A 20,254-nucleotide genomic window follows, 5' to 3' on the forward strand; every position below is an offset into this window, starting at 1 on the left:
ACAGCCAAGCATTTCCAGAGGAATGAGCCGCCATCATGAATGCGTGAACGGACAAAGCGGCGGCAGGCAGAAGCCTTGGTCCTTGAAGACATCATTGGCCTCTAAAACACCTGCCGCCCCATAGGGCATCAGCCCCCCTTGAACGCAACCAGACGTACGCCGAATGGCTCAAGCTCCGGGTGATGCCAATCCAACGTCGCGCCCGGCACGCTGGTCATCAGCGTGTCGCCCAGTGTCGGCGCGTGGCCCGTCCAACCGCTGATGGACATTGTCTGAGGCTGACCGCTCATGTTAAGCAGGACCAGCACGCCATGCCCTTTCGCATCCCGTCGGGCATAGGCCAAAACCTTGGAATTTCCGGATTCCAAAGGAATATACGCCCCGTCACGCATCGCCGCATTCACCTTGCGCAAGTTCAGCAGCCGGGCATACCAGTGAAAGAGCGATCCCTTATCTGCCTGCTGGCTGGAGACATTGACCGTCCCGGCCGAGCGCCCCACCGGCAACCACGGATCGCCGCTGGTAAAGCCCGCGCCCTTCCCCGCGCTCCATTGCATGGGCGAACGTTCGGGGTCGCGATTGTCGGCCACCTTGCGCTTGGGGCCAAGGGGAATGTCGCGCAATTCTTCGGGCGCCAGATTGGGCATGCCGATCTCTTCGCCGTAATACATCAACGCCGTGCCGCGCAGGGTCAGCGTCATGGCCGCGGTGATCCGGGCGATCTGGTCATTATGCGTTCCATCGCCAAAGCGCGAATATTGGCGCGGGGAATCGTGGTTGCTGAAATGGAAAACGGGGGGGAATCCGTCGAGCTTCAGTTCGGCCTCATCAATACGCGCCTTGAAGGCCGCCGCATCAAGTCCCGCCACATCCTTGTAAAGGAAATCCATCGGCAGGTTGATCTCGTCGCCCTTTTCTCCATAGACCCGGCGCAGGTCGGCAATCGAGGAAATCGCGTTTTCACCCAGCAGCACCCGGTCGCCGGGGAAACTGTCCACCACCTTGCGCAAGCCCCGCAGTGCCGCGCGCGTGGCGGGCAGGTTGCTGTTATAGGGTTTCAGCCCCACCGGCGCGCCCGATTTCACATCCGGGTCATTGGGCCAATTGGTGTCTTCAAACAGATAGGGCGTGGCATCAAGGCGAAACCCGGCGGCACCATGGCGCAACCAGAAGCGCGCCACATCATGCATCGCCTTTTGCAGCCCCGGATTGGCCCAATTGAGATCGGGCTGTACTTTCAAAAAGATATGATAGTAATATTGGCCGGTGGGCTTGTCATACTCCCACGTCGAACCGCCAAAGATCGATTCCCAATTGCTGGGCGGCCCGCCATCAGGTGCCAGATCGTGCCAGACATACCAATCGCGCTTGGGATTGTTGCGCGATGAGCGCGATTCCTTGAACCACGGATGCTGATCCGAGGAATGGTTGAGCACCAGATCGACCATCACCCGGATACCCCGCTTGCGCGCCTCGCGGGTCAACCGATCCCAGTCGGCCATCGTGCCATATTCGCGCGCCACCGCGGTATAATCGGACACGTCATAGCCAAAATCGGCATTGGGCGAAGGATAGAACGGCGTCAGCCAGATAGCGTCCACCCCCAGCGTTTTAAGATAATCAAGCCGCTGCGTCACGCCGTTCAGGTCGCCCACGCCGTCGCCATTGCTGTCCTGAAAACTGCGGGGATAGATTTCATAGATGACGGCATGGGTCCACCACGGCTGGGCCTTTGCGGCCGCCTTTTCCGTCTGCGACGTCGGGGCCGGTTTGGCGGCCTGCGCGGCAAAGGCGCTCAAGGCCATCGCGGTGCCCAGCGCCGCAGTGAGTGCAAATTTGCCCATTCTTGAGGTTGTCATGCTTGCGCCCTCTTCACGTCGGCCAGAGTGATGTCATGCGCCGGGACATGATCGAGCGAAGACTTGGTAGCCGCCGTCAGCGCGATGATCACCGTCGAGCAGGCTGGTTTCCTCTCCAACTTCATCAATTCTGCTCCCTTTTTATCGGCGTGTCCGGCAGTTCCTGATTCGGCCGCCACGCTTGTCTTGGCGATGATATTGAAGTTTTACGCAATCGGTTGCAAGATGCTGACGGTCCGCATTCATATGGAAATTTGCGCGCCCTATCCGCCCGGCCAGCATCAAGGCATAAGCATTTGTCAAAAAAGGCTTCCGTCCTCTCATCCTGGTATCGCCCTTCATCGCGGCCCAACAGCCACCCGCGTTCTTGCAAGACCCCACATGGCCGCGCGGACAGTTTGACGCTGCCCTTCGCTCTCGCTAACGCGATGGGGATGATTGCACTGCTCTCCCCGGCCAAGACGCTCGATTTTGAGCGCACCCTGCCAACGCTCGCCATTTCAAGCCCGCATTTCGCGCAGGAGGCTCTCGATCTGGCGCAATCTGCTGCTGATCTGAGCGCCGAGCAATTGGGCAAGCTGATGCATATTTCGCCCAAGCTGGCGCAATTGAATGTCGAGCGTTTCAACAATTTTGCCGATTTGCCCGAACGGCAGGCGCTCTTTGCCTTTGCCGGCGATGTCTATACCGGCTTTGAGGTCCATACGCTTGATGAGGCCGCCGTCACCTTTGCGCAGGACCATGTACGGATGCTTTCGGGGCTGTACGGCCTGCTGCGCCCGCTTGACGCCATCCGGCCCTATCGGCTGGAAATGGGCACGCGCTGGGCGCCCCCCCTGCCACGAGGGCACAAAAAGCTGACCGACTGGTGGGGTGACCGGATCGCCAACCATCTGCGCGCGCAGGTGGCGGAGGAAGGCTCGGGCGCAGTGCTCAATCTGGCCAGTCAGGAATATTTTGCCGCCGTTGCCGGACAATTGCCGGGGCTGCGCGTGGTCGAGGTCGAATTTCGCGAAGGCGGCCCCGACGGCCCGCGCTTCATCAGCTTTCACGCCAAGCGGGCGCGGGGCATGATGGCGCGATGGATGTGCGAACATCACATCACCGACATTGACGCGATGCGCGGCTTTGACAGCGACGGCTATCGTTTTGACGCCGCCCAAAGCGATGCCGACCGCTGGCGGTTCACCCGCGCATGAGCAAGAACAGCGCCGTCATCATCGGGGCATCGGGCGGTATCGGCCATGCCTTTGAAACCGCGCTGATCGAGGAAGGTGGCTTTGAAACCGTCCACGGCTTTGCCCGATCACGCGGCGGCGCGCAACACATCGACCTGCTGGACGAGGCCAGCATTGCCGCCGCCGCGGCGCATGTGGCCAAGGGGCCGCCGCCGACGCTGATTATCGTGGCCACCGGATTGCTGCATGAAGACGGTCGCGGGCCGGAAAAGGCGCTGCGTGATCTTGATCCGGCGTGGCTGGCGCGGGTCCATGCCGTCAATGCGATCGGCCCGGTGATGGTGGCTAAGCACTTCCTACCGCTCATGCCCCGAACCGGGCGGGCGGTTTTTGCCGCGCTATCCGCAAGGGTGGGGTCGATCACGGACAATCGGTTGGGCGGTTGGCATGGCTATCGCGCGTCAAAGGCGGCGCTAAACATGCTGGTGCGCAATCTGGCCATCGAGGAGCGCCGCCGCAACGACCGCTCGATTGTCGTCACGCTCCATCCCGGCACGGTGGACACGGACCTGTCCCGCCCGTTTCAGGGCAATGTTGTGGCGGGAAAACTGTTCGATGCCGAACGTGCGGCCCTGCAATTGCTGGATGTGATCGAGGATCTCAAACCGCATGACAGCGGCAAACTCTTCGATTTCGAAGGAATCGAGATCCCCTTTTAATTGAACCCCAGTAATTGAACCCAGCCCCGTCCCGTGGCAAAAGCTGTGTGACAAAATGCAGCCGGGGCGCAGGCATGACAGAGCAGAAAACGCCATCCGCCCGGATCGTTGCCAAACCGTCCCATCCATTCGAAAGGCCCGAACGATGAACGCAACCGTCCCCGGCCCCGACGGGCATCACCGCTGTCGATGGTGTGCCGCAACGGCGGATTATCTGGCCTATCATGATACCGAATGGGGTTTTCCGGTGGCCGATGATCGCCGCCTGTTTGAAAAGCTGACATTGGAAGGGTTTCAGTCGGGGCTAAGCTGGCGCACCATCCTGACCAAGCGGGAGAATTTTCGGGCCGCCTTTGACGGTTTCGATTTCCACCGCATTGCCGCCTATGATCAGGCCGATATCGAACGACTGCTCCATGACGAAGGCATCGTGCGCCATCGCGGAAAGATCGAGGCCACGATCCGGAATGCCGGGCGCGCAGTGGAAATGGTCCAACAGGAAGGCTCACTTGCCGCCTATTTCTGGCGTTATGAGGAGAGGGTCGAACCGGGCGCCGCTTTACAGGTCGTTTCAACCACCCCCACATCGGTTGCCCTGTCCAAGGATCTCAAAAAGCGCGGCTGGGCCTTTGTCGGGCCGACCACCGCCTATGCTTTCATGCAGGCGATGGGGCTGGTCAATGATCATGCCATCGGCTGTGTGACAAGAGAACGCGTGGCGCAGGCCCGCGCCGCTTTTACTCCGCCACAGTAACTGGCAGGCCGCTATGACCTTTCCCATCCCGATGAATTGTGAATTGCTGGACCTGCGCGCACTGGTTGCCGTGGCCGATGGGCGCAGCTTTATGCGCGCGGCACAGCAATTGAACCTGTCCCAGCCCGCGCTCAGCCGCCGGATCCAGAAATTGGAACAGGCCGTGGGCACGGTTCTGGTCGAGCGGACCACGCGGACGGTGCGCCTGACGGCGGCGGGCGCACAGGTGGTGCCGCTGATCCGCCGGATGCTGCAGGAAATCGACGGATCGCTGGTCGGCCTGATGGCGCAGGGCGAAAGGGCGGCGGGCCGCATCACGCTGGCCAGCATCCCCAGCGCCACGGTGCAGTTCCTGCCCGAGGTGCTGCAGCGTTTTTCGCTCGATTATCGCAACACGCGGGTGCGCATCCTCGACCTTTCCGCCGGGGAATGCGCCGAGGCGGTGCGTACCGGCGAGGCCGAATTCGGCCTGTCGCTGCCGGTCGGGTCGGATTCTGATCTGGTCTATTCGCCGCTCTATGACGATCCCTATGGGCTGGTGTGCCGCAAGGATGATCCGCTTGGCGCCAAGGCCGATGTCAGCTGGGCCGATCTGGTGGAGCGTCGGTTGGTGACGGTCCACCGCGCCAGCGGCAACCGCACCACGTTGGAGGCCGGGCTGGCCGCGCAGGGCATCAATCTGAGCTGGTTTTATGAAGTGACCCGCCTGACATCGGCACTGGCGCTGGTGGATGCAGGGCTTGGGCCATCGGTGCTGCCAAAGCTGGCCTGTGCGGGGCCGGAGGCGGGCAATCTGGTGTGGCGACCGTTGAAAGACCCGGTGATTTTCCGCAGCATCGGCCTGCTACAGCGGCCCGGCGGTCAATTGTCGCCCGCCTGCGCCCGGCTGGTCAGCCTGCTTTCGCAGGCATGGACGCAGGCTAAAGCGTAAAGCGCCCGCCGTTCCATCGCGCCACCAACAGGGTCGCGCTGATATTCGCCACGCCACTGGTCAGGGCGCGCAAGGTCGAAAGGATGCGATCCACCGCGATCAGCATGGCGGCCGCCGCCACCGGCACATCGGGCAGCAGCGATAGCGTGAGCAAAAGCGCGGAAAAACCGCTGCCGATCACCCCGGCGGCGGCCTTGGACGTCACCAGCATGACCATCAGATAAAGCGCGATCCGCTCTGGCGGAAGGGGGATGTTCAGCGCCTCGGACAGGAACAGCGTGGCCACGATCAGATAGACCGCTGTCCCCGCCAGATTGAGCGTATAGCCCACCGGCATCACCAGCCCGACCACCGCCGGATCGCCACCCATGCCTTCCAGTTTCGACATCAGGCGGGGCAGCACCACCTCGCTGGATGACGTGCCCGCGATGATCAGCATTTCATCGCGGAAGTGCCGCAACAGGGCAAAGGGGCGCAGGCCCGTGCGCACATGGACCACGATCAGCAAACCCGCCATCAGCCCGATGCAGGCCAGCGCCAACGTGGCCACCAGCATGCCCAGCGAGCTGATAAAACCGATGCCATAGGCCCCCACCGTATAGGCGATGGCCCCAAATGCGCCGATCGGCGCCACGCGCAGGAGAAAGCCGACGATGGCAAACTGCAACTGGGCCAGAACGCGCAATCCCCGCACAATCGGTTCGCCCGCCGCGCCAATATGCAGCAGCCCAAACCCCACCAGCCCCGCGATGAACAGCACCGGCAGAATGTCGCCTGCGGTAAAGGCGGAAAAGAAGGTTTCCGGCACCATGCGCAGCAGAAATTCGCCCGGCCCGTTGATGGGCGCCCCGGCCAATTGGCGATGAAGATCAACGCCGCCCGCCACCGGCGGTGGAACCTGTAATCCCGCGCCCGGCCGCAGCAGGCCCGCCACCAGCAGCCCCATCAACAGCGCGCCGATGGTGATCGCCGCAAACACGATCAGCGCCCGCACCACGGTGGTTCCGGTGCGCACCGCCCCGCCATGCAGCACGATCCCATCGACAATGGTGCAAAACAGGATGGGCGGAACCATCATCCGCATCGTCTTGACAAAGGCAATGCCCAGCGGCCCCAGCTCTACCCCCAGCCGCGGCCAGAAATGCCCTACGACAATACCGGCCAGCGCCCCCAGCACGACCTGCACATAAAGATGACGCAGCACTCTATCGCTCCCCCGGCAATTTATGCGTCATACGCATTACGTCAACCGATAATTGCATTTGATAAATATATGTCGGGTTGCTTCTATAGTCAAACACAGCCGGGCGCCATCTCAAGCCCGGCCGCAGACAAAAACGTCCAAAGAGGCGATAAAATGGGAGTGAGCCTGTCATGCGCCGGCTATTGAACAAGGATGTGCGAACCGGCGCGGGCGGACCTGCCTCGCGGGCTCGCCGGGGCGTCGTGCTGGGGCTTATGCTGGCCCCGCTGCTGGCCGCTTGCCACCATCCGGGCGCGCGGACGCCGTCCGCCCCGCCTGTCGCCACAAATGAGCTGCATGTTTTGACATCGGGCGGTTTCAACGCGGCCTTTGACGTTCTGGCCGCTCAATACACGGCCCAGACCGGCACAAGGATCATCATTGGTCATGGCCCCTCCATGGGCACAACGGTCAATGCCATTCCTGCGCGCCTCGCCCGTGGTGAACAGGCCGATGTGGTAATCCTTGCCCGTTCGGCGCTGGACAATCTGGTGACGCAGGGCAAGGTGTCACCCGGCACGCCGGTTGATCTGGCGCTGTCCAAAATCGCCGTGGCGGTGCGTGAAGGCGCCCCTGAGCCCGACATCTCCACCCCTGCGGCCCTGCGCCAGACGCTGATCGCGGCGCAATCTGTTGCGTGGTCCGACAGCGCCAGCGGCGTCTATATCCAGACCACCATGCTCGACCGTCTGGGCGTGGCCGACATTGTCCGGCCCAAGGGTCGCATGATCCCCGCCACGCCTGTGGGCGAGATCGTGGCGCGCGGCGAGGCCCAGATCGGGTTCCAGCAATTGTCCGAACTCAAACCCGTCAAAGGCATCCGCATCATCGGCCTTGTCCCTGACGAGCTTCAGAAAGTGACCGCCTTTTCGGGGGGGGTTGTGGCCAATTCGTCCCGCCAACAGGCCTCCCGTGCCCTGCTCGATTTCCTGTCCTCTTCCAAGGCCGAAGCCGCCATCCGCGCCAGCGGCATGGAGCCGGCATCGCAGAAGGTAACGCCATGAACATGTCATCCACCCTCGCGGCAAACGGCCTTGCCGGGGCCGCAAGCCGCAAATCGGCCTTCAAATCGATCTTCATCGTTGCCAGCGGCAATTTCCTTGAAATGTTCGATTTCATGGTCTTCGGCTATTATGCGACCTATATTTCCAAGGCCTTTTTCCCCACGGGCAGCGAATTTGCCTCGCTGCTGCTGACGCTGATGACTTTTGGCGCGGGCTTTTTGATGCGCCCGGTGGGCGCGCTGGTGCTGGGGGCCTATGTGGATCGGCACGGCCGCCGCAAGGGTTTGCTGCTGACGCTGGGTCTGATGGCGCTGGGCACATTGGCGATTGCCATTACGCCCACCTATGCCCAGATCGGTCTGGCCGCCCCCCTGATTATTCTGGCGGGCCGCCTGGTTCAGGGTCTCTCGGCCGGTGTCGAGGTCGGCGGGGTTTCGGTCTATCTCAACGAGATCGCTCCGCCCGACCGCAAGGGCTTCTTCACCTCGTGGCAATCGGCCAGCCAACAGGCCGCGGTGGTCTTTGCCGCGCTGATCGGGCTGCTGGTGTCCACCAGCCTGTCGCCCGAAACCATGCAGGACTGGGGCTGGCGCGTGCCTTTCGTGATCGGCTGCGCGATGATCCCCTTCCTGTTCCTGATCCGCCGCCATGTCGAGGAAACCGAGGTCTTTCTGAACCGCAAGGAACATCCGCAGATCGGCCAGATCATGCGCATGATCGGCAGCAACTGGGGTCTTGTCCTGCAGGGCGCGCTGATGGCGGTGATGACGACGGTGTTCTTCTATATGGTCACCGCCTATACCCCCACCTATGGCAGCAAGGTGCTGAAACTCGGCCCCGGTGAGAGCCTGTTCATCACGGCCTGTGTCGGCGTCACCAATTTCGTGCTGCTGCCGGTGATGGGGGCGTTGTCGGACCGTATCGGTCGACGCCCGCTGCTGATCGGGGCCACGACGCTGGCGGCGGTGATGACCTATCCGCTGATGCGCTGGCTGGTAGCCGGCCCCAGCTTTGGCGGCCTGCTGACCGCCGAACTGCTGATGGCGGCTGTCTATGCCACTTATAACGGCGCCTTCATCGTCTATCTGACCGAGGTGATCCCCGCCCATGTCCGCACCGTCGGCTTCAGCCTCGCCTACAGCATGGCCACCGCGATCTTCGGCGGCTTTACCCCGGCGATCTGCACCGCGTTGATCGAGGCGACCGGCGACAAGGCCATTCCCGGCGCATGGTGCGCGGCGGCCGCTTTGCTTTCCTTGCTGGCCCTGCTGATCGGCGGACGGCTCAATCGTCAGGCATGAATTCATAGCTTTCAAGAATTATAGAAATCTAGGGAGATGGAAGTGATCAACACAACCGCGAAAAGCAAATTCATCCAAGGGGCCGCCATGATGCCGGTTGCCATGGTCCTGTTGATGTCGGCCCCCGCGCTGGCGCAGCAGGCAACCCCGGCGCCGGTCGAGGCCCCCGCCGAAACTGCCCCCGCCAACCCTGCCGATGCCGCCATCGTCGTCACCGGCAGCCGCGTTGCCACCGGGTTCAAGGCGCCCACCCCCGTCACCATCACCACCACCGAACAATTGCGCGCCTCGGCCCCGACCAATCTGGCCGATGGCCTTAACCAATTGCCGGTCTTTAACGGCAGCACCAAAACATCCAGCCCTTCGACCACCAACAGCCGCGGCGGCAACAGCGGCCAGAACCTGCTCAACCTGCGCGGTCTTGGGGCTCAGCGCACGCTGGTCCTGCTGGACGGTCGCCGTATGCCCGCCACCAACAGCGGCGGTTCGGTCGATATCAACATCCTGCCCCAGGGGCTGATCAGCCGGGTCGATGTGGTGACGGGCGGCGCATCGGCGGCCTATGGTTCGGACGCTGTGGCGGGCGTGGTCAACTTTGTGCTCGACACCAAATTCAAGGGGTTCAAGGCCGAAGCTCTGGGCGGCATCTCAGGCCATGGCGATCTGCCCTCGGTGGGCGGATCGGTGGCCTATGGCGTGTCGGGGGCCGATGACCGGTTCCACTTCATCGCGGGGGCCGACTATTTCCATCAAAAGGGCCTGCGCGCCGATCAGCGCACAGGCCGGGCTTGGTTTGACAACAATGCAGGCATGATTGCCAATCCTACGGCCGGGGCTTTTCCGCGCAACCTTGTGATCCCCTCGATCCGCAGCTCGGCGGGCACTTATGGCGGGCTGATCTCGGCCGGGCCGCTGCGCGGCACGCAATTCCTGCCCGGCGGCGTTGCGGCGCCCTTCAATTACGGCACGAACACCGGCACGGCCTTTCAAAGCGGCGGCGACGGCGCGCGGGCCAATATCGGCCTGATGCCGACGCAAACCCGTTACAACGCGTTTGCCCGCGCGGAATTCGACCTCTCGCCCGCCACCACCATCTTTGCCGAAGGGCTTTACGCCAACAGCCACACCACCCAAGGCGCCTTTGTCAGCCAGAACACCGGATCGAGCGCGGCCTATACGATCTATCGCGACAATGCCTATCTGCCGGCGGACGTTCTGGCGCGGATGGTGACGGCGGGTGTCCAGTCGTTCCAGATGGGTCGGTTTGAAGGCGAATTGCCGCTGTCGGAAAATGAATCGAAGATCAGCGTCTATCACGGATCGCTGGGCGTGCGCGGCGCGCTGGGCGGATCGTGGAAGTATGATGCCAGCTATACCTTTGGCCAGACCGATCAGGAACTGCGCTCAAACAACCTGACCATCGCGCGCAATCTCTATGCCTCGGCCGATGCGGTGCGCGATCCGGTGTCGGGCCGGATTGTCTGCCGCTCGACACTGGCCGGGCTTGATCCGGGCTGTACGCCGCGCAACCTGTTCGGTCCGCAGGCCGCCAATCAGGCCATCACCGATTACGTGACCGGCGACAATGTGCTCAACCTGCGCCTGCGCCAACAGGTGGTGTCGGCCAATATCCGCGGCGATCTGGGCGACAAGATCCAGTTGGCAGGACCGATCGCGGTGGCCGCAGGGGTCGAATACCGCAAGGAAACCGCCCGCCAGACCACCGACGCACTTTCGCCCACCCGCATCGATTTCACCGGCATCCGGGGCGGCCCGTCGGCGCTCAACGGTCGTCAGGGGCCTTATCGCTTCTTCAACCCCCTGCCGTTTTCGGGTCAGTATGACATCCGCGAAGGCTATCTCGAAGTCGCCGTACCGGTGCTCAAGGATGTGCCCTTTGCCCGCTCGCTCGATCTGAACGGCGCGGTGCGCTATGCCGATTACAGCACGTCGGGCGGCGTGACGACATGGAAACTGGGCGGCAGCTGGCAGGTCAATGACGCACTGCGGTTCCGCGGCACGGTGTCGCGCGACATCCGTGCGCCCAATCTGCTGGAACTCTACAATCCGGCCACACAGCTCAACGGCAACGTCGTGTACAAGGGCGTTCAGACCCCGCAGGTCAATTTTGCCACCGGCAACCCCAACCTGCGCCCCGAAAAGGCGCTGACCACCACCTTTGGCGCGGTGTTCCAGCCCGGTTGGCTGCCCGGTTTTTCGGCCTCGGTCGATTATTACAAGATCAAGCTGAATGACGCGATCACCACCTTGACCGAACAGCGCGTGGTGGATGAATGCGCGGCGGGCAATCAGGTGCAATGCGCCAATATCACCGTTCTGTCCTCCGGCTCGCTCAGCATCCAGCGCCCCAACCTCAATCTGGCCGCGCAGACGGTGGCCGGGATCGACTTTGAACTGGGCTATAAAACCACGCTGGCGGGCGGCAAGCTGAACCTGCGCCTTGTGGGCAACCATGGGCTGCAGAACAACTCGCAGTCGCCCGGTTCGCCGGTTCTGGAAGGTCTGGGCGAAACCACCACGCCCCGTTGGAGCGGCGTGGCGCAGGCCACCTGGACCAAGGGCGACTTCTCGCTCTTTGTGCAGGAACGCTTTATCAGCGCGGCCAAGCTGCGCGCGGATTGGGTCGAAGGGGTGGATGTGAACATCAACCACACGCCCGCCGTGTTCTATACCAATGTGACAGGCACCTATAATCTCCACATTGGCGGGGGCAACCAACAGATCTATCTCTCGGTCGCCAATCTGTTTGACCGGGCGCCGCCGCTTTCGCCTCTGCCCGTCACAACCTTTACCACGGCCGCCAGCAGCGCCTATGATCCCATTGGTCGTTATATGACCATGGGTGTTCGGGTCAGCTTCTGATGGGCCGTTGGCGGGGGCCGGCCCTCACCGGCCCCCGCCATTCACACGATGGGTCCCAATGATGCACCTTTGCTCAAGACGTAACAGGTAAAACAGCATGTCCGGCAAAGTTTGGCATGAACCGGCCCTTTCAAGTTGACGCGCAAGGTTGCGCGTTGCAGGCGAAGCCGATGATATTGCCAGCGTGATTGAAAGGACATCCGGCATGGCCGTGCAAGCGGACAAACCACGCAGCTTTCGTTTGATTGCGCTGGTGATCGCCTCCGCTCTGTTGATGCAGCAACTCGACGCAACGGTATTGGCCATTGCCATGCCCGCGATGGCGCGCGATTTGGCCGTGCCGGCCTCGTGGCTCAGCGTGGGATTGACCTCTTATCTGGTCTCGCTTGCGATTTTCATCCCGGCCAGCGGTTATATGGCGGATCGCTGGGGCGCACGGCGGATCTATTGCGCGGCGATTGTGGTGTTTCTGCTGGGTTCGGTTGGCTGTGCCCAGGTGCAAGGATTGGGTGCGCTGGTTCTGGCGCGCATGGTGCAGGGTCTGGGCGGGGCGCTGATGATGCCGGTGGGGCGGTTGATACTGATCCGCTGTACCCCGCGCGATCAATTGATGGCGGCGCTCTCGTGGCTGGTGATGCCGGCGCTGGTGGGGCCAATTCTGGGGCCGCCGCTGGGGGGCTTTATCATCACATGGCTGGACTGGCGCTGGATTTTCTACATCAACCTGCCGGTTGGCTTGCTGGGGCTGGTGCTGGCGCTGTGGCTGATGCCGCCGATGCCCCGCGAAGCCGCCTTGCCCTTTGATGGCAAGGGCTTCGTTCTGTCCGGCGCCGCGCTGGGCTGCGGGGTGTTTGGGTTGGAACTGGTCAGCCGCGCATGGGGAGGCCCATTGGCATGGGCATTGCTGGCGGCGGCAATTCTGTGGGGCTGGGCCTATGTCCGCCATGCACGAGCGGTTCCAAGCGCTCTTCTGGACCTTTCTCTGCTGCGCATTCCTTCGTTTGGGCTGTCAGTGGCGGCGGGCAATCTGATCCGCATTGCACAGGGGGCACAGCCCTTCCTGCTGGCCCTGATGCTGCAAAACGGATTTCACCTTTCGGCCGCGTCCGCCGGGATTATCGCCATGGCGGGCGCGGTGGGCGCCGTGGTGATGAAACCCCTTGCCCCGCGCATTATCGGCCACTTCGGCTATCGCAACAGCCTGAGCGTGGCGGGCGTTATCGCCAGCATCGGCTATGGCGCGCTGGCCTTTTGGCAGCAAGGATGGCCAATGAGCGCAATGATGGCCGTTCTGGCGGTAACGGGGCTGTTTACCTCGCTGGGGTTCACCGGATATAACACGGTGGCCTTCCTCAATATTCCTGCCGAACGGATGAGCGGGGCCACCAGCCTTTATGCCACGATCCAGCAATTGTGCTTTTCGCTGGGCATCTGCATCGCGGGGGTGGTGCTGGAAGTCATCGGGCGCGTCGATGTGGCGGGGGACGGGGTGATGGGCTATCGCGCCGCCTTCCTCACTGTCGCGGCGGTGTCAGGATTGGCGCTCGCGTTCAATCTTCGGCTCTCAAACCAACATTGATCAACGGCGCGGGCTGTTTTCGGAAAATTACCGAGGCGCAAAATTTCCCAACGATACAAAATGGGCCGAGCTTGCACGGCTCTCCGCCGATTTTAACAGGTCAATTGCCGCAAACGCGCCGTTATATGCCATGCAATCATCGGCATCGGTTTGATTTCCCGGTTTTTCGCGCGGCGCAAAGCATCGGTGGCCACAGACGCAAATATGGGCTAACACTTTGATCAGCCCCATCGCGCCGGATTGAGATCAGGTCATCTCTACCCTGTTCAGAGGCCAAGCGATCCCACAGGCGCCTATCCGCGCCTCCTCCCTTCATCGCCCTCCCTCTCTCAAGAAAGCCATGCTGCATGCTGATCCGCGCCGGATACGATATTGGGTTCACCTGCGAACATCCCGTTCCGATGCTGGCAAAGTTGAGCGTGCATCCATCGCGCAACAAGGATTTGCGCACAGCCCAGCGCATCTTCACCACGCCCGACGTGCCGCTCTATGACTATGTCGATGGTTTCGGGAACATCTGCACGCGGCTGACCATGCCGGCGGGCGGAATCACCATTTCCTGCGGTTTTATCATCGAGGACTCTTTCGAACCCGACCTTGTCGACATTCACGCCCGGCAAGCGCCGCTGGCCGAATTGCCCGACGATGTGCTGCACTATCTTTTGGCCAGCCGGTATTGCGAAACGGACCGCCTGCTGGAACAGGCGTGGAGCCTGTTCGGCCATGTGCCGCAGGGATGGCCGCTGGTTCAGGCGATTGTCGATTATGTCCATGGCGCCATCCGCTTTGACTATATGGCCGCGCGTCCGACCAAAACGGCATGGGATGTCCTGCATGAAGGCACGGGCGTATGCCGTGATTACGCCCATCTGGCCATTGCGCTGTGCCGGTGCATGAACATTCCGGCGCGCTATTGCACGGGCTATCTGGGCGATATGGATTTGCCCGCGATTGTCGGCGACATGGATTTTTCGGCATGGTTCGAAGTTTGGCTGGGGGGCCGCTGGTACGTCTTTGACGCAAGGCATAATTTCCCCCGCCGTGGCCGCGTGTTGATGGCGCGCGGGCGCGATGCGGCCGATGCGGCGCTGACCACGACCTTTGGCCCGGTCACGCTATCCCGCTTTGAAATCTATACGGACGAAGATCGCCTGGGCTTTACCCCGCCCAACACGACGGCGGGCGGAGTAAAGCCCAGCGTTTAACGCGCCATCCCTGTCGGCCCGGCTGGCCCTGAATAGGATTACGCAAAGCCTGCGCAATCCTGCGCCGACAGGGTACTTTGAAACCGCAGATTATTGCGCGGCAAAGAACGGAAATGCACTACCGCGCCCGGCCTCTGTGATTCTATAATCCGGCGTCCTATGAAAGGGCCGGGCGATACGCCCGACTTTATCATTCCCCTGGGAGTTCGATCCGATGCGCCAAATTCTTGCCTCCACTATGGCCGCGTGTGTTGCTGTTGCCGGCTTTGCCGCGCCCGCTCTGGCCCATCCCAAGATCGTTTCCGCCACCCCGGCCGAAGGCGCCGCCGCCAGCAAGGTAACGCAGGTGTCGATCACGTTCAGCGAACCGCTTTTGGCCGCGATGTCGGGCGTGGATGTGGTGATGACCGGCATGCCCGGCATGGACCACCACGAACCGATGAAGATGACCGGCGTCAAATCCAGCCTTGCCCCCGATGGCGTCACGCTGGTGGCCAAGCTGCCGCGCGCTCTGCCCGCGGGCAATTATGACGCCAACTGGCACGTCGTTTCCAAGGATACGCATCGCGTTTCGGGCAAGCTCAGCTTCTCGGTCAAGTGATGGGGGAAACGCTGGTCTGGCTGCGCTGGCTTCAGTTCATCGATCTGGGGCTGGTCTTTGGCGCCGGCATGTCGGCCCGCCTGCTGGGCCAGCGTTTCGCAACCGGGCATGGACGCTGGGTGCTGGCTCTGGGCTGTATGCTCGGACTGGTGCTGGGTCTGGGCGAGTTCGCCTTTATCCTTGCGCGGATGGCCGATACGCCAGTGGGGGAGCTTGATCCCTCGCTGATTTCGATGATGCTGACGGATTCGGCTTTGGGCTGGGCGTTGATGGCGCGCGGCCTGTTCCTGACCCTCGCCCTGCTGCTCCTGATTTTGCGCCCTCACGCACCGCTAGCCTTGGTTGCGGGATTGGGCGCTCTGGCCTCGGCCTGTCTGGCATGGGGCGGCCATGCGGCGGCCTCGATGGGTACGGAGGCGTTGATCCGTCTGGGCGGAGACATGGCCCATCTCTGGGCTGGTCTGACTTGGCTGGGCGCGTTATTCTGGTTCACCGCCATGCTGTGGCGCGCCACAACGCAGGATCGCGTTGCACTTGCACGGCTTGGTGGCCAATTGAGCGGGTTCGCGATGGTGGGCACGGTGCTGGTTGGCGTGCTGGTTCTCAGCGGCGTCGGTAATCTGCTCTTTCTTTCCCCGCCCGCGCAATGGCCGGAAATGGCACGGGCACCCTATGGCCGCTTGCTGTTGACCAAGCTGGGGCTGTTTGGCGGCATGTTGCTGCTGGCGGCGCATAATCGCTTTCATCTGGTGCCTGCGCTGGAACGGGCGGGTGATGCGGCGTCTTTGCGTTCCTCCCTTGCGGCCCTTCGCCGCAGCGTGACGGTGGAAAGTGTGCTGGCGCTGGGCGTTATCTGGTGCATTGCTGCGGCCGGTACGATGGACCCGATGGGCGCGTCCTGAACCCATCTCCGACCTGCGGCACGGATGCCAAATCCGCTTGTCGTGCCGGGGGGATGCTTTAGGTTTTGCATCATGAACGATGCCAACGCCCGCGCCGATTTGCTCGCCATTCATCAGGCCGCGATTGAGGCGGCGCTGCCCGTCCATCTGATGGCCGACCATATTCCCCCGCGTCCAAAGGGGCGATGCGTCATCATCGGCGCGGGCAAGGCCAGCCCCGCCATGGCCGCCGCATTGGGCACCGCCTTGATTGAGGCATGGGGTGAAGATGCCCCGGTCTCTGGCATCGTCGCCACACGTTATGGCCACGCCACACCCGCCGGACGCATCGCCATTGTCGAGGCAGGCCACCCCGTCCCCGACGCCAACAGCATCATCGCCGCGCGCCGGATCATGCAGGCGGTTGAGGGACTATCGCCAGACGATCTCGTCATCGCGCTTGTCTCTGGCGGCGGGTCGGCCTGTATGGAATGGCCCATCGAAGGGATGGAACTGGCGGATTTACAGGCCCTCAACAAGGCGCTTTTGTCCAGCGGCGCGCCGATTACCGAGATGAACATTGTGCGCCGCCACCTCTCCCGCGTCAAAGGGGGGCGGTTGGCGCAGGCGGCCGCGCCGGCGCCGGTCCTGACCTTGCTTATCAGCGACATTCCCGGCGATGATCCCGCCGCCATCGCCTCCGGCCCCACGCTGGCCGATGACAGTACACCGCAGGATGCTTTGGCGATTATCGGGCGATATGACCTGCCCATCCCCGCCGCCGTGATGGATGCTTTACGGCAAACAGAGCCTTGCACCGCAAAGGGTGATTTTCACATCACCGCTTCACCTATGCAGGCGTTGAAGGCTGCGGCGAAACAGGCTGCGGAAATGGGGTATACGCCCCTCATCCTTGGCGACGCGATTGAGGGCGAGGCAAGCGAAATGGGCCGGATTATGGCCGGTATCGCCCTGTCGGCCCGCCAGCATGGGCATCCCGTTTCCGCCCCCGTCGCCCTGCTTTCCGGGGGAGAAGCCACGGTCACGCTCAAGGGCGGTGAATGCGGCAAAGGCGGGCGCAACACCGAATTCGCGCTCTCGTTGGCGCTGGCGCTGAAAGGGGCCGATGGCATTTGGGCATTGGCCGCCGACAGCGACGGCATAGACGGCAGCGAGGATGCAGCAGGCGCGATTATCACCCCCGACACACTGCAACGCGCCGCCGTTCTGGGACTTTCACCCACGCATCATCTGGCAGGGCATGACAGCTATAGCTTCTTCAAGCCGCTGGACGATCTGTTGATCACCGGCCCGACGATGACCAATGTGAATGACTTGCGCATCATCCTGATAAAGTAACGGGGCGGAAAGCCTGCGCCCCCGCCCCGTTGACAAAACCAAGTTCAAATCACGCAAAATTGGCCAAAGGCATTTTACGCAGCCGTTTGCCGATCAGGCGCGACACCGCATTGGCCACCGCGGGCGGCACTGCGGGCAGACCCGGTTCACCAATCCCGCCCATCGGCGCGCCGCTTTCGACAATCCGCACATGGACACGCGGCATGCGATCGGGCGACAGGATCGGATAGCCGTCGAAATTGCGCGCCACGCGCAAACCGTCCTTATAGACTGCTTCCTCCACCAGCACTTCGGACAGGCCGAGTGCGACGGCGGAATTGACCTGTGCCTCGATGATGGCGGGGTTGACGATGCTGCCCGGATCGATGGCCTGCCACAGGTCGTGGACCTTGATCTGGCCATCGACGATCGAAACTTCGGCCATGGCCGCCGTTTCCGAACCAAAGGGCGATGCCATGGCGATCCCGCGCGCGCGCTTTGTGCCGTCCGCCGCCGTGAACGGACCAGCCTTCCAGCCGCCCGCCAGATCGACCACGCTTTTGAGCAAAGTCGTCAGCCGTGCATTGCCTTCCAGCAGTTTCAGGCGCAGCGCATAGGGGTCCTGACCGCCCTTGTCCGCCATTTCGTCAAGGAAGGTTTCATACAGGAAATCATTCATCGAATTGCCGACCGAACGCCAATAGGCCAACGTCGTGGGGCTCTTGACGAAAACCTGCGCAATGCGCTTGGCCGGAATGGCGTATTTCTTGCCGGTCAGACCTTCCAGCGCCGCATCGTCGATCTTGGGGCCGCGCTTGTCGGCGATGCCCTCGGTCGGCCCTTCGGTGACGCTGACGGCTTCGATGGCAATGGGCATGCCCGACGCATCCAGAGCGCCGCGGAAACGCACCGCCGCCATCGGGCGCAGAGGATCGCGCAGGAATTCCTCCTCACGCGTCCAGATCAGCTTGACCGGACGCCCCACCCGTTTGGCCAATTCGACCGCCTGCGGCCATGGCGTGCCATGGGGATAGATGAAGTGACGTCCGAAAAACCCGCCCAGCAGCGGCGAATGAATATGGATCTTGTCCGCTGAGAGCCCCGTCGCCTTGGCCACTTCGGCCAGGAACATTTCGGGGGCCTGATTGGGGAACCACATGTCCAGCGTGCCGTCCGCATTATAACGTGCCAGCGCCGAGGGCGGCTCCAACTGGGCATGGTTCACGAACTGGCTTTGATAGGTGGCGCTGATGGTCGTGGCGGCCTTGGCAAAAGTCGCGGCCATATCGCCTTCGGTTTCGGCCACCTCTTCCTTGCCCTGATAGGTGGCAAGGTGCTGGGCAAACGCCTCGGTCGAGAAATCGGCGGGCATGGGGCGATAGGTTTCGCCCGTCGCCTCGGCCCAATCGACCTGCGCGGCCTCAACCGCGCGGCGTGCGTGCCAGAAGCGTTCGGCAACCACCGCCACCGCGCCGGGCAGGACATGCACCGAATGCACGCCCTTCATCGCCTTGACCTCGGCCTCGTTACGGATCTTGACCACCGTCTGGCCCAGACGCGGGGCGTGCTGGACGGCGGCATGCAGCATGCCGTCCACCTTCATGTCGATCGAGAATTGCGCCTTGCCGGTCGATTTGGCGCGCACGTCCAGACGCGGCTGACGCTTGCCGATCCAGCGGAAATTCTTGGGGTCCTTGAGCGTCACATTGACCGGCGCGGGCATGTCCAGCGCGGCCGGGGCCAATTCGCCATAGGTCATGCTCTTGCCGCTGGCCTTGTGCAGAACGCGGCCCGGTTCGGTGGTCAATTCACCGACCGGCACGCCCATCTTCTGCGCTGCGGCCTGAACCAGCATCGCGCGGGCCGTCGCGCCCAGTTTACGCATGGTGGCATAGGAACTGCGCACCGAAAACGACCCGCCGGTGATCCGCATCTGGCCAAAGACGACCTGATAGTCCGGGCCGGGAGGCGCATTTTCAACCGTAAAGCTGGCCGGATCGGCGTCCAGTTCTTCGCCCACGATCTGGGCCATGGCGGTCCAGATACCCTGACCGCCTTCTACAAAGGGGCTTTGGAACAGGATCGAATTGTCCGGGCGAATGGCCAGAAACGCCGGAACGCGGGTGCCCGGCACGATCTTGGCCGCGCCTTGCGCCCGGGCCGCGCCCGTCGGCACGCCAAAGCCAAGGACCAGCGCGCCGGCCCCGGCCCCGACGATAAAGCTGCGCCGCGAAACGTTGACCGGTTCGTTCATCGGATTTGCAAAGGGCAGGTTCATGCCTTGGCTCCCTTTTCGCCCAGTCCGGCCACGTCGCGCACCGCCGCCTTGATGGCGTTATAGGTGCCACAGCGGCAAAGGTTGACCATCGCCGCTTCAACATCGGCATCGCTGGGCTTGGGGTTCTGTTTCAACAGAGAGGTAGCCGCCATCACCTGACCGGACTGGCAATAGCCGCATTGGGGCACCTGATGCTTGACCCATGCCTCGACCACTTTGGCGCCGACGGCGTCCTTTTCCATCGCTTCGATGGTCGTCACCTTGCGCCCGGCGACCGCCTCAACCGGGGTGACGCAGGAACGCATGACCGATCCATCCACCAACACCGAACAGGCCCCGCATTGCGCCACGCCGCAACCATATTTCGTGCCCGTCATGCCCAGATCGTCGCGCAGGACCCACAGCAAGGGCGTGTCGTTTTCGGCATCGATTCGGCGCTTTTGACCGTTGATGGTGAGTTCGATCATGATTTTTCCTGAATTTTCAGCAAAGTGATGGTC

The 20,254-nt window shown here is 62.5% G+C and carries 17 protein-coding genes; 12 read left to right on the top strand and 5 right to left on the bottom strand.

Annotated features, from left to right (window positions below):
- Window positions 1-128: 128 nt before the first annotated feature.
- A complete protein-coding gene (locus ACZ9HU_RS20160; protein WP_476107650.1) occupies window positions 129-1,859 on the bottom strand; it encodes a glycoside hydrolase family 13 protein in 1,731 nt (576 codons plus the stop codon).
- On the bottom strand, window positions 1,856-1,984 hold the full coding sequence (locus ACZ9HU_RS20165) for a hypothetical protein (RefSeq protein ID WP_476107651.1): 129 nt from the start codon (window positions 1,982-1,984) through the stop codon (window positions 1,856-1,858). The genes ACZ9HU_RS20160 and ACZ9HU_RS20165 overlap by 4 nt, the downstream gene beginning before the upstream one ends.
- Window positions 1,985-2,293: 309 nt before the next feature.
- Between ACZ9HU_RS20165 and yaaA the strand changes: the two genes are divergently transcribed.
- The 4 genes from yaaA to ACZ9HU_RS20185 all read left to right on the top strand — a co-directional run bounded on the left by yaaA (window position 2,294) and on the right by ACZ9HU_RS20185 (window position 5,441).
- A complete protein-coding gene (yaaA, locus tag ACZ9HU_RS20170; RefSeq protein ID WP_476107653.1) occupies window positions 2,294-3,058 on the top strand; it encodes a peroxide stress protein YaaA in 765 nt (254 codons plus the stop codon).
- The gene (locus ACZ9HU_RS20175) at window positions 3,055-3,756 is read left to right on the top strand and encodes an SDR family NAD(P)-dependent oxidoreductase (protein WP_476107655.1); all 702 of its coding nucleotides are present in this window, start codon (window positions 3,055-3,057) and stop codon (window positions 3,754-3,756) included. The genes yaaA and ACZ9HU_RS20175 overlap by 4 nt, the downstream gene beginning before the upstream one ends.
- 145 nt (window positions 3,757-3,901) lie before the next feature.
- Entirely contained in the window at window positions 3,902-4,510 is a 609-nt protein-coding gene (locus ACZ9HU_RS20180) for a DNA-3-methyladenine glycosylase I (protein WP_476107656.1), read from the top strand.
- Window positions 4,511-4,523: 13 nt separating this feature from the next.
- A complete protein-coding gene (locus ACZ9HU_RS20185) occupies window positions 4,524-5,441 on the top strand; it encodes a LysR family transcriptional regulator (protein WP_476107657.1) in 918 nt (305 codons plus the stop codon).
- Here the strand turns inward: ACZ9HU_RS20185 and ACZ9HU_RS20190 are convergent.
- Window positions 5,431-6,645: a cation:dicarboxylate symporter family transporter gene (locus ACZ9HU_RS20190; protein WP_476107658.1), complete on the bottom strand. Its 1,215-nt coding sequence runs from the start codon at window positions 6,643-6,645 to the stop codon at window positions 5,431-5,433. The genes ACZ9HU_RS20185 and ACZ9HU_RS20190 overlap by 11 nt on opposite strands.
- A 170-nt stretch (window positions 6,646-6,815) precedes the next feature.
- Between ACZ9HU_RS20190 and ACZ9HU_RS20195 the strand changes: the two genes are divergently transcribed.
- The 8 genes from ACZ9HU_RS20195 (at window position 6,816) to ACZ9HU_RS20230 (ending at window position 17,497) form a co-directional block, all read left to right on the top strand.
- Entirely contained in the window at window positions 6,816-7,688 is an 873-nt protein-coding gene (locus ACZ9HU_RS20195; RefSeq protein ID WP_476107660.1) for a substrate-binding domain-containing protein, read from the top strand.
- Window positions 7,685-8,989, top strand: coding sequence for a tricarballylate/proton symporter TcuC (tcuC, locus tag ACZ9HU_RS20200; RefSeq protein ID WP_476107662.1), 1,305 nt, complete (start codon window positions 7,685-7,687; stop codon window positions 8,987-8,989). Before ACZ9HU_RS20195 ends, tcuC begins: the two co-directional genes overlap by 4 nt.
- Before the next feature lie 87 nt (window positions 8,990-9,076).
- The gene (locus ACZ9HU_RS20205; RefSeq protein ID WP_476107663.1) at window positions 9,077-11,872 is read left to right on the top strand and encodes a TonB-dependent receptor plug domain-containing protein; all 2,796 of its coding nucleotides are present in this window, start codon (window positions 9,077-9,079) and stop codon (window positions 11,870-11,872) included.
- Between the two features lie 205 nt (window positions 11,873-12,077).
- Window positions 12,078-13,451, top strand: a complete 1,374-nt coding sequence (locus ACZ9HU_RS20210) for an MFS transporter (protein WP_476107665.1) — start codon at window positions 12,078-12,080, stop codon at window positions 13,449-13,451.
- A gap of 347 nt (window positions 13,452-13,798) precedes the next feature.
- Entirely contained in the window at window positions 13,799-14,656 is an 858-nt protein-coding gene (locus ACZ9HU_RS20215; protein ID WP_476107667.1) for a transglutaminase-like domain-containing protein, read from the top strand.
- A 214-nt stretch (window positions 14,657-14,870) separates the two neighbouring features.
- Window positions 14,871-15,257, top strand: a complete 387-nt coding sequence (gene copC / locus ACZ9HU_RS20220; protein ID WP_476107669.1) for a copper homeostasis periplasmic binding protein CopC — start codon at window positions 14,871-14,873, stop codon at window positions 15,255-15,257.
- Window positions 15,257-16,159 carry a copper homeostasis membrane protein CopD gene (copD, locus tag ACZ9HU_RS20225; RefSeq protein ID WP_476107670.1) on the top strand — a complete coding sequence of 301 codons (903 nt, stop codon included), beginning with the start codon at window positions 15,257-15,259 and terminating at the stop codon, window positions 16,157-16,159. The genes copC and copD overlap by 1 nt, the downstream gene beginning before the upstream one ends.
- A gap of 72 nt (window positions 16,160-16,231) precedes the next feature.
- On the top strand, window positions 16,232-17,497 hold the full coding sequence (locus ACZ9HU_RS20230) for a glycerate kinase type-2 family protein (RefSeq protein ID WP_476107672.1): 1,266 nt from the start codon (window positions 16,232-16,234) through the stop codon (window positions 17,495-17,497).
- A 49-nt stretch (window positions 17,498-17,546) separates the two neighbouring features.
- Here ACZ9HU_RS20230 and ACZ9HU_RS20235 read toward each other — a convergent pair whose 3' ends face one another.
- Window positions 17,547-19,754, bottom strand: a complete 2,208-nt coding sequence (locus ACZ9HU_RS20235; RefSeq protein ID WP_476107673.1) for a xanthine dehydrogenase family protein molybdopterin-binding subunit — start codon at window positions 19,752-19,754, stop codon at window positions 17,547-17,549.
- Window positions 19,751-20,221 (bottom strand): (2Fe-2S)-binding protein, encoded by a 471-nt coding sequence (locus tag ACZ9HU_RS20240; protein ID WP_476107675.1) that lies wholly within the window; start codon window positions 20,219-20,221, stop codon window positions 19,751-19,753. The genes ACZ9HU_RS20235 and ACZ9HU_RS20240 overlap by 4 nt, the downstream gene beginning before the upstream one ends.
- Window positions 20,222-20,254 lie beyond the last annotated feature (33 nt).

The sequence above is a fragment of the Novosphingobium sp. Sphag1I genome (assembly GCF_056279125.1).

Coding starts and splice junctions, on each gene's coding strand:
- ACZ9HU_RS20160 (WP_476107650.1), bottom strand. CDS start 1,859: ATGACAACCTCAAGAATGGGCAAATTTGCACTCACTGCGGCGCTGGGC.
- ACZ9HU_RS20165 (WP_476107651.1), bottom strand. CDS start 1,984: ATGAAGTTGGAGAGGAAACCAGCCTGCTCGACGGTGATCATCGCGCTG.
- yaaA (WP_476107653.1), top strand. CDS start 2,294: ATGATTGCACTGCTCTCCCCGGCCAAGACGCTCGATTTTGAGCGCACC.
- ACZ9HU_RS20175 (WP_476107655.1), top strand. CDS start 3,055: ATGAGCAAGAACAGCGCCGTCATCATCGGGGCATCGGGCGGTATCGGC.
- ACZ9HU_RS20180 (WP_476107656.1), top strand. CDS start 3,902: ATGAACGCAACCGTCCCCGGCCCCGACGGGCATCACCGCTGTCGATGG.
- ACZ9HU_RS20185 (WP_476107657.1), top strand. CDS start 4,524: ATGACCTTTCCCATCCCGATGAATTGTGAATTGCTGGACCTGCGCGCA.
- ACZ9HU_RS20195 (WP_476107660.1), top strand. CDS start 6,816: ATGCGCCGGCTATTGAACAAGGATGTGCGAACCGGCGCGGGCGGACCT.
- tcuC (WP_476107662.1), top strand. CDS start 7,685: ATGAACATGTCATCCACCCTCGCGGCAAACGGCCTTGCCGGGGCCGCA.
- ACZ9HU_RS20205 (WP_476107663.1), top strand. CDS start 9,077: ATGATGCCGGTTGCCATGGTCCTGTTGATGTCGGCCCCCGCGCTGGCG.
- ACZ9HU_RS20210 (WP_476107665.1), top strand. CDS start 12,078: ATGGCCGTGCAAGCGGACAAACCACGCAGCTTTCGTTTGATTGCGCTG.
- ACZ9HU_RS20215 (WP_476107667.1), top strand. CDS start 13,799: ATGCTGATCCGCGCCGGATACGATATTGGGTTCACCTGCGAACATCCC.
- copC (WP_476107669.1), top strand. CDS start 14,871: ATGCGCCAAATTCTTGCCTCCACTATGGCCGCGTGTGTTGCTGTTGCC.
- copD (WP_476107670.1), top strand. CDS start 15,257: ATGGGGGAAACGCTGGTCTGGCTGCGCTGGCTTCAGTTCATCGATCTG.
- ACZ9HU_RS20230 (WP_476107672.1), top strand. CDS start 16,232: ATGAACGATGCCAACGCCCGCGCCGATTTGCTCGCCATTCATCAGGCC.
- ACZ9HU_RS20235 (WP_476107673.1), bottom strand. CDS start 19,754: ATGAACCTGCCCTTTGCAAATCCGATGAACGAACCGGTCAACGTTTCG.
- ACZ9HU_RS20240 (WP_476107675.1), bottom strand. CDS start 20,221: ATGATCGAACTCACCATCAACGGTCAAAAGCGCCGAATCGATGCCGAA.